This is a genomic window from bacterium (genome assembly GCA_027622355.1).
Lineage (GTDB): Bacteria > UBA8248 > UBA8248 > UBA8248 > UBA8248 > JAQBZT01.
In genome coordinates this window covers 1-8,565 of sequence record JAQBZT010000113.1, presented here as the reverse complement: position 1 = coordinate 8,565, position 8,565 = coordinate 1, and the positions used below count along the sequence as shown (strand labels likewise).

8 protein-coding genes and 1 tRNA gene are annotated in these 8,565 nt (G+C 62.5%); 4 read left to right on the top strand and 5 right to left on the bottom strand.

Annotated features, from left to right (window positions below):
• From O2807_08090 to O2807_08075, 4 genes are all read left to right on the top strand, one after another.
• Positions 1-1,378, top strand: a 1,378-nt coding sequence (locus tag O2807_08090) for a CocE/NonD family hydrolase (GenBank protein MDA1000459.1), incomplete at its 5' end; no start/stop codon positions are given.
• A 198-nt stretch (positions 1,379-1,576) separates the two neighbouring features.
• Positions 1,577-1,984 (top strand): cupin domain-containing protein, encoded by a 408-nt coding sequence (locus O2807_08085; GenBank protein ID MDA1000458.1) that lies wholly within the window; start codon positions 1,577-1,579, stop codon positions 1,982-1,984.
• A gap of 7 nt (positions 1,985-1,991) precedes the next feature.
• Positions 1,992-2,990: a fumarylacetoacetate hydrolase family protein gene (locus tag O2807_08080; protein ID MDA1000457.1), complete on the top strand. Its 999-nt coding sequence runs from the start codon at positions 1,992-1,994 to the stop codon at positions 2,988-2,990.
• 364 nt (positions 2,991-3,354) lie between these two features.
• Positions 3,355-3,744 carry a peptidoglycan-binding domain-containing protein gene (locus tag O2807_08075; protein MDA1000456.1) on the top strand — a complete coding sequence of 130 codons (390 nt, stop codon included), beginning with the start codon at positions 3,355-3,357 and terminating at the stop codon, positions 3,742-3,744.
• Between the two features lie 419 nt (positions 3,745-4,163).
• Here the strand turns inward: O2807_08075 and O2807_08070 are convergent, their stop codons facing one another.
• The 5 genes from O2807_08070 to O2807_08050 form a co-directional block, all read right to left on the bottom strand.
• Positions 4,164-6,128: an ATP-binding cassette domain-containing protein gene (locus tag O2807_08070; protein MDA1000455.1), complete on the bottom strand. Its 1,965-nt coding sequence runs from the start codon at positions 6,126-6,128 to the stop codon at positions 4,164-4,166.
• Complete coding sequence (locus O2807_08065; protein ID MDA1000454.1) at positions 6,122-6,289, bottom strand: hypothetical protein; 168 nt, start codon at positions 6,287-6,289, stop codon at positions 6,122-6,124. Before O2807_08065 ends, O2807_08070 begins: the two co-directional genes overlap by 7 nt.
• A gap of 118 nt (positions 6,290-6,407) precedes the next feature.
• Positions 6,408-6,481: transfer RNA gene (locus O2807_08060), tRNA-Gln, on the bottom strand.
• Positions 6,482-6,573: 92 nt separating this feature from the next.
• Positions 6,574-7,983: a glutamate--tRNA ligase gene (gene gltX / locus O2807_08055; GenBank protein MDA1000453.1), complete on the bottom strand. Its 1,410-nt coding sequence runs from the start codon at positions 7,981-7,983 to the stop codon at positions 6,574-6,576.
• A 92-nt stretch (positions 7,984-8,075) separates the two neighbouring features.
• On the bottom strand, positions 8,076-8,444 hold the full coding sequence (locus tag O2807_08050) for a hypothetical protein (GenBank protein ID MDA1000452.1): 369 nt from the start codon (positions 8,442-8,444) through the stop codon (positions 8,076-8,078).
• Positions 8,445-8,565: the final 121 nt, after the last annotated feature.

Sequence of the window (8,565 nt, the reverse complement as noted above, 5' to 3'; positions counted from 1 at the left end):
ATGGGCGGGCCGCCAGCGCTGGTCAACCGGCAAGGTCGGCCTCAACGGCGTCTCCTACTACGCGATCAACCAATGGCAGGTCGCCGCCCTGCAGCCCAAGCCCCTGGCGGCGATGATCCCGTGGGAGGGCGCCGCCGACCATTACCGCGACTGGGCGCGGCACGGCGGCATCCTGTCGAACAAGTTCATGGAGATTTGGTACCCGCGCCAGGTCGAGGCGGTGCAGCACGGTAACCCAAAGGGTCCGCACGACCACTGGATGAAGACCCGGGCGACGGGCCCGGCGACGCTGTCCAAGGAAGAACTGGCAGAGAATCGCGCCGACACGCTCGAGAATTTCCGCGTCCGCGAGATGGACGATGACTGGTACCAATCGCGCTCCCCGGACTGGTCGAAGGTGAAAGTGCCGTTTCTCAGCGCGGCCAGCTGGGCGGGCTTCGGCCTGCACCCGCGCGGGAATTTTGAGGCCTTCACGCAGGCTGCCTCAAAGGAGAAGTGGCTGGAAGGTCATCCGGGCCGCCACGAGGAATGGTTCTACCTCGAGTACGGCATGCAGCTGCAGAAACGCTTCTTCGACTACTACCTGAAGGGAGAGCGCAACGGCTGGAAACAGGAGCCGCGGGTGTGGATCAATCTCCGGCGGCCGTTCACGGACGAGGTAGAGCTGCGCAAGGAGAAAGAGTGGCCGCTCAAGGGCACGAAGTGGACCAAGCTGTATCTGCACGCGGGCGGCAAGGGAAAGCTCGACTGGACGGCGCCGAAGGCCAACAGCTCGAACACATTCCGGGCGCTGACCCGCGGAGTGACCTGGATGTCGCCGCCGCTGAAGCAGGAAACCGAGATCACCGGGCCGATGGTGGCCAAGCTTTTCATCTCGTCTGATACCAGAGATGCGGATCTGTTCGTTACCGTGCAGGCTTTCTCGCCGAAGGGGCAAGAGGTGTATTTCCAGGGCACGGTTGACCCGAAGACGCCGCTCGCCCAGGGCTGGCTGCGCGCTTCCCACCGCAAGCTCGACCCTGAGAAGTCAACGCCGTGGCGGCCGTATCACACCCACGACGACAAGCAAACGCTGATACCCGGCCGGGTGTACGAACTCGATGTGGAAATCTGGCCGCAGTGCATCGTGTTGCCGAAGGGATTCCGCCTCGCCGTCAACATTTCCGGCCAGGACTTCGATCGGCCGGGGCCGGCGGTCGCGGCCTATGTGCCCTCGCGCGGCTCTGGGCCGTTTCTGCACGACCATCCGACCGATCGGCCGAAGGAGGTCTTCGGCGGCAGCACGACCCTGCACACGGGGCCGAAACACACGGCGCACCTGCTGCTGCCGATCATCCCGAAGAAACGGAGCGGCGCGGTCGCAAAGGAGGGCAATTAATGATCGTCTCATCTTAGATTGCGATGAATAACGAAGGCGGGGAATTTGAGCCGCCTGAGGGCCGCTGCGCCCATTGCATGGAAGAGTGCGCAATTGACAATTCACGATGCACGGGTAGAGAGCATTGCCGCGCAATTCCGGTTGGGATGAGAAGTCTGGATGAACATGATTTGAGGATCAGGACGAGAGGAGCAAAATATGCCCGTTACTGACTGGGACAAGCTGCCGACCAAAATTCCCTTTCCGGGTGTCGAACCCAAGATCGTGAGTGGCGAGCACGTTATGATTTGTTACGTCAACGCGAAAAAAGGAGCCACAACCGTCCGCCACCATCACGAGGCGGAGCAAATCTTCTGCCTGCTCAGTGGCAGCGTGCGGGTGCAGTCGGGGGAGGAGCCTGTCGTAATCCTGAAGCCCGGCGATGTCTGGTACGTCCCGAGTCATGTGGAGCACCAGGCTGACTACCTCGAGGATACTGTCGCCTTTGAGGCTTGCAGTCCCATCCGCAAGGACAACTTCGGGGGATACCTTCATCAGGATACCCACATGACGAAGCAGCGGGACCTCGCCGCTCTCATGAAAAAGCAGAATAAAGGGGGAAAATGATCGCCGGATGAAGCTTGCAACCTTTTCCGCTTTGAGTGCTCGTGAGGGAGAGGAGCGTGTTGGCCTCCTCCTCTCAGACGGACGTTTCGCCGATGTCACATCGGCCTACGCCGATTTTCTCTCCTCCGAAAGAGCCGCCTCCGACGCGGAAGGGCAAGCCTCTGCTCTCCTGCCCCCGAAGATGGTGAGTATTATCCGGAGAGGAAAGGAGGCCTTGGACGCTCTCCGCACTCTTCTGGAGCACTGCGAAGGCTGGCTGGCGAAAGGGGAAGACCCTCCCTCTCCCACCGGGAGGCGTGCCCTCATCCCGCAAGAGGAGATAGCCTTCAAGGCGCCCGTCACCCGGCCCGGCAAGATCATCGCCCTCGGGATCAATTACAGGGACCACCTGGACGAGGGCGGCGCCGTTCACAATGCCCCGTCCTTTCCGATGGCTTTTAACATGGTGGCCACAGCCCTTGCAGGCCACCGCCAGCCAATCCGCATCCCGAAGGGTTCGCGCCAGATTGATTATGAGGTCGAGATCGCTATGGTCATCGGGCGAGGTGGCGTTGACATTGAGGAGAAGGACTGGAAAAAGCACATCTTTGGCTACACCATCCTGAACGATGTCAGCGAGCGTGAAATTCAATTCCCCGAACTCAAGGTGGGGCTGCTCAACCTGGGGAAAAACTTCCCTACTTTTGCCCCCATGGGTCCATGGCTCATCACCCCCGATGAGATCCCCGACCCGGAGGACATCGCCATCTCTTGTTGGGTCAACGACGAGGCGGAGCCCCGCCAATCGTCAACCACCCGAAATCTCATTTTCGGGATGCCGAGGATAGTGGCCCACTTCTCCCGGATGGGCCTCGAGCCGGGAGACGTGATCTCGACCGGAACACCCTCAGGGGTAGCTGCCTTCAGGACTCCTCCCGACCCTTGGTGGCTGAAGCCGGGCGACGAGGTGCGCTGCGAGGCTTCCGGAATCGGCAAACTCGTGAACCCGGTCGTCGCTTCCGGCTAGGGAATTGCGGTTCATTTCTTCCCCAAAAAAATCCAATCCCCTGTGTGGCCGCCTTGGCGATAGGGGACAAAGGCATTCGATCGGCGGGCCTCACCCGAGGTTTTGCCGGGGGCCGCTTCACGCCGAAATGGATGCCTCTCTTGAACGAGAAAATCCTAATACAATCAATAGGATATGGTTTTCGGGAGGCACAGCTACCTTTTCATATATCGCTATATCCCGGATTGGATGTACAAATATAACAGGGTTGTTTTATCGATTTTCAGCACAATAGGAGGGTTGCGCCGATCCAGGTACAGGAGCGCTGAAAAACTGTTTCAGTTTCGCCACATCAACTACAACGCTTTAAAAAAGGGACATGAACATGAGATCGTGGACCAGAAAAACACTCAGGCTGTTGATTGTTACCGGTTTGGCCATGGGGCTGGTTGCGCCGTCGGGCGTCTTCGCGGCTGAGAAGCCGAAAGAGGGCATGGCAGCCGAGAAGCCGAAAGAGGGCATGGCAGCTGAGAGGCCGAAAGAGGGCAAGGCAGCCGAGAAGACAAAAATGAAAGCTCCGCGAAAAGGCTCGCCCGGGATCGCGGCGGCTCAGGAATCGCTCAAGAAGTTGGGCTTCGATCCAGGTCCTGCCGACGGAAAAATGGGAAAGAAGACGAGAGCGGCCCTCGCCGCTTTCCAGAAGGCAAACGGCCTGAAAGCCGATGGGCGCCTCACGAAGATGACCCGCGCCAAGCTCGGAGAGATGTCGAAGTAGGCGTTATTTAGAGAGTCTCAAAAGGAAGAAGGCATGGGCGATCGATTCGCCCGTGCCTTCTTTTTTTCCGGCGGGGCATGCGAATTCCCAATCCGCCATGCACAGGTAGACCGGCCAAGGATGACCTCTCCATCCCTTCGCGATCAAGGGTTTCCCCAACCTCGATCAATGGCGAGTCATCAATCACAACGCATTGCATAAGGAGAAACGAAAATACTCACTCCCGTCGGCACCGGTTCTTCCCCCGCCATTCAAGCGGTCCGTCCCCCCGCCCAGAAGCCTGAGACCGCCAAGCCCGCAGTCCAGCCGCAGGGGACCGAGGGCGCCGACCGGGAGAACGACGGCGACAGCGACGAGGCGGGGGGTGCTACCGCAACCCGCGGCCAAGTGGTGAGCCTCCAGGCCTGATCCGTATCCCCCTACTCCGCCGCGCCGCGTATCGCGGCCTCGATGTCCTCGGTGGCGGCGGTGACCCGCTCCCACTCGTCCAGGGCCGCCTTGAGGGCGGCGGCAACCTTCCGGTGCCGCTCCAGAAGATCGGCGAGGGGCGCCTTGTTTTCCTCATCGTAGAGACCGGGCTCGGCGAGGCGGCACTTGAGCTCGTCCTCGTCGGCCTCCAGGGCGCGAATCCGCTCTTCGAGTTCCCCGGATTTTTTCTTGAGACTCCGCGTCTCGCGGTGAAGCCGGTTTCTCGCCTCGGCGGCCTGGCGGCGATCCCCTCGGCTTTTTCGGCGCGGCGCGGCAGAAACGTCTTTCTCCCCGCCCTTCTCGCCCAGCCGCCGCGCGGTGACCTCTTCGAGATAGTCGTCGAGCGAGCCCTCGAGCGGGCGGATCGTCCCGCCCTCGATAACCCAGTACGCCTCGCACACCGCCTTGAGCAGATCCCGGTCGTGCGCCACGAGAATGAACGTCCCGGCGTAGACTTCGAGGGCTTCCTCGAGCGCCACCCGCGCGCCCATGTCCAGATGGTTCGTCGGTTCATCGAGGAGCAGCAGGTTCGCCCCGGACATGAACAGCCGCGCCAGCGCGAGGCGCGCCCGTTCGCCCCCGGAGAGAACCGACACTTTTTTGAACACCGAATCACCCGAGAACAAAAACCCGCCCAGAAGGGAGCGGATCTCGGTCTTCGTGACCGTGGGCGGCGCCACATCGGTCGCCGATTCGAGAACGCTGTGGGAGCCGCCCAGCGCATCGAGAACGAACTGAGAGAAATGACCCACACGCACCCTGTCGCCCGTCCGGGCGTGGCCCTCGCCAGGCGCGATCTCGCCCGAAACGATCCGCAGGAAGGGTGTCTTGCCCGCCCCGTTGGGGCCGATGAGGCCGATCTTCTCGCCACGCGTGAGCTTGAGGTCAACGCCCGAGAACACCTGATTATCTCCGTAGCTTTTCCCGAGACCCTCGACGTTCAGCGTTTCCCATGCCGAAGCCGGCGGTTCGGGCAGGCGTATTTTGGGCACGGCGGCGGGCCGGACAATCTTTTCGACGGGCTTTATCTTCTCGAGCTGCTTGACCCGGCTCTGGGCCTGGCGGGCCTTGGTCGCCTTGGCGCGAAACCGCCTGATGAAACCCTCGAGTTCCGCTATGCGGCGTTCCTGCTGGGCAGCGGCTTTTTCGAGTTGTTCGAAGTGGGCCTCGCGCTGTTCGAGGTAGTTGTCAAAATTTCCCGTGTAGCGGGTCAGCCGCCCGCCTTCGAGCTCGACGATGACCCCGGCCACCCGGTTCAGGAAATGGCTGTCGTGGGAGATGACGATCAGAGTCCCCGAATACCGGGCAAGGAATTTTTCGAGCCAGGCCACCGACTCGATATCCAGGTGGTTGGTCGGCTCATCGAGCAAAAGCAGATCGGGCACGGAGAAAAGCAGCCGCGCCAGCGCCGCCCGCATCCGCCAGCCGCCCGAAAATTCGCCGAGCGGCCGCTGGACCTCATCGCTCGAAAAGCCGAGACCCATCAGAATTGCCGCCGCCCGCGCGTCCGCTTCATATCCGCCGATCCGCTCGAGGTGGTGATCGACTTCCCCGAGGCGGGCCGAGAGCTGCTCCTGCTCGGCGCCATCCACCGCGCCAGTCAGGCGGTCATGCAGACGCTCCTGCTCTTCGCGCAGCCGGGTGAACTCGCCGTTGCCCTCGAGCACTTCGGCCAGCACGGTGCGATCCGAGGGGGCAAGTTCCTGGCGAAGCACCCCGATGCGGATTCGGCCGCGCAGGCGCATCACCCCGCCGTCAACGCCCTCGGCGCCCTCAATGATGCGGAAGATGGTCGTCTTTCCCGCGCCGTTCGGGCCGATGAGGCCGGCCTTCTCGCCGGGGTGCAGCGCCAGGCTCGCGCCATCCAGAACGACCTGCGCCCCGAATTGTTTTTTGACACTCTCAAGTCTCAACATGGAAGAAAGCCAAGGAAGCCGCAAAAATCGAGAAGCCCGGAAACATCCACATCCTGCGCGGCACCTGCGCCTCCTGGCTCCACGACAAGGGCGTCCCGCTCGGGGCCATCAAAAACGCCCTGCGCCACGCCGATGTGCAGACCACGATGGGCTATATCCACGAGTCAGACGATTTCCTTCGGGATGCGATGAAGAGGACTTTTTCGGAAACAAGCACGAAAACAAACACGCAAGCAAAAGCGAAAAGAGTTTCGCTTTAGATAAACCATTGATTTGAAATGGCTGGGGGACTAGGATTCGAACCTAAGTTCCCAGATCCAGAGTCTGGTGTCCTGCCGCTAGACGATCCCCCAGCGTTTGGTGCCTAGACCTCTTACATTTCGTGCCGAAATCCGTCAAGCCCAGCCGCCATTTCCGGGTGTGACGGGCCCCGGAACCGCTCTTTCTACCTCTGAATATAGGCCAGGGCCGCATCGAGGCGCGCGCGGGTGCGCTCTTTTCCAAGAAGGGCCAGCGTCTCGAAGATGCCGGGGCTGACGGTGCCCCCAGTCACGGCGACGCGCACCGGCTGGGCGATCTTGCCGAGTCCGAGGCCCTCTTTCTCCATGACGGCCTCGAAGAGGGCCTTGATGGCCTCGGGCGTGAAGGCATCGAGCGCGGAGAGCCCATCGCGCAGCGTGGCGAGGGTGGCCCCGCTCTCCACCGTGAGGAATTTGTTCGCGGCCTTCTCTTCGTATTCCACATGGCCGGTGAAGAAAAAGCGCGCGCCCTCGGTCAGCTCGACGATGGTCCTGGCCCGGGTGCGGAGCTCCTCGACGACGCCGAGGCGCCCCTCGCGGGGGATGGTATCGGGATCGAGGCCCTCCGCGCGGAGGGCTGCCTCCATGAGGTCGCAAAGGCGCGCAGCGTCGCCTTCCTTGATGTACTCCTGGTTCACCCAGAGAAGCTTTTCGGGGTTGAAGACCGCCGCCGAGCGGTTGAGGCCTTCGATCGTGAAGTTTTCGATGATCTCATCGCGGGTGAAAATCTCCTGATCGCCCAGGCTCCACCCGAGGCGGACGAGGTAGTTGATGAGGGCCTCGGGAAGGTAGCCCTGGCTCTTGTACTCGAGGACCGAGGTGGCGCCGTGGCGCTTGGAGAGCCTTTTCTTGTCGCTGCCGAGGATCATGGAGATGTGGGCGAAGCGGGGGGGCGCCTCCCCGAGCGCCGCGTAGACGAGCAGCTGCTTCGGGGTGTTCGAGAGGTGATCGTTTCCGCGGATGACGTGGGTGATCTGCATGTCCACATCGTCCACCGCGACGCAGAAGTTATACATCGGGGCCCCGTCGGTGCGGACGATCACCATGTCGTCGAGCTGATCGTTTTCGAAGGTGACAGCGCCGGCCAGAAGGTCCTCGACCACGGTCTGTCCCGTATCCGGCGCGCGGAGCCTGAGGCAGAAGGGGGCGTCCGGATCCGCATCGTACCTTCCCCGGCAGGTGCCGTCGTACTTGGGGACGCGGCCCTCCTTGCGGGCCAGATCGCGCATCTGCTCGACCGCATCGGGGGTGCAGGTGCAGCGGAAGGCGTGGCCCGAGGCGAGGAGTTTTTGGGCGGCGGCCTGATAAAGCGCCATCCGACCGCTCTGCCGGATGGGGCCCTCGTCCCACGCGATATCGAGCCACTCGAAGGCCTCGAGGATGGCGTCGTAGAATTCCTCGGTGGAGCGCTCGCGGTCGGTGTCCTCGACGCGGAGGATGGCTGTCCCCCCGTGGTGGCGGGCGAAGAACCAGTTGAAGAGCGCCGTCCGCGCGCCGCCGATGTGGAGGTGGCCGGTGTTCGAGGGGGCGAAGCGGACGCGGACGTTATCGCTCATCCGGAAAATTCCCTTTGAAATGTGGCATGAACCAGGGCTTTCTATCCCGCGGGGCGGATTCTAGGGGGGAGCGGCCCCTCCCGCAAGGCCGCTCAGTCCTCCTCGAAGAAATCGAGGTCGTCCGCGGGCGGCTTCACCCCCTCGAGGGCATTGAGCAGGGCCTTCCGCAGGGCGCTCACGGCGCGGGTGCGGGCCTGGCGCTCGATCATCTCGTAGACCATCTCGGTGGCGCCGTCCTCCCGGGCATCGAGAAGGCGCCGCGAGGCGTGCTCGGACCAGGCCTCGGCGTAGCGCTGGACGATCTGGCGGAGGGTGGCCTCGTAGGCGCGCTCCTGCGTCGCCCGATCGATCATGTGCATCACGTCGGAGGCGAAGGCGAGGGCCTTCTCGGGCGAAACGTCCAGATCGGCGAGCTGGATGCGGAGGCGCTCGGCCAGCTGATCGCGGAAGCTCTCGGGCATGGGGGAGTCTCCCTCGCTGCGAATTCTAAACAAGCCGCTCATCCGGGCGGCGCGAAAAATTCCTCATTATCCCTCAGCATCCCGCAGGCGCCCGCCGCTCTCAAGTTTCGCGCAGTATCGC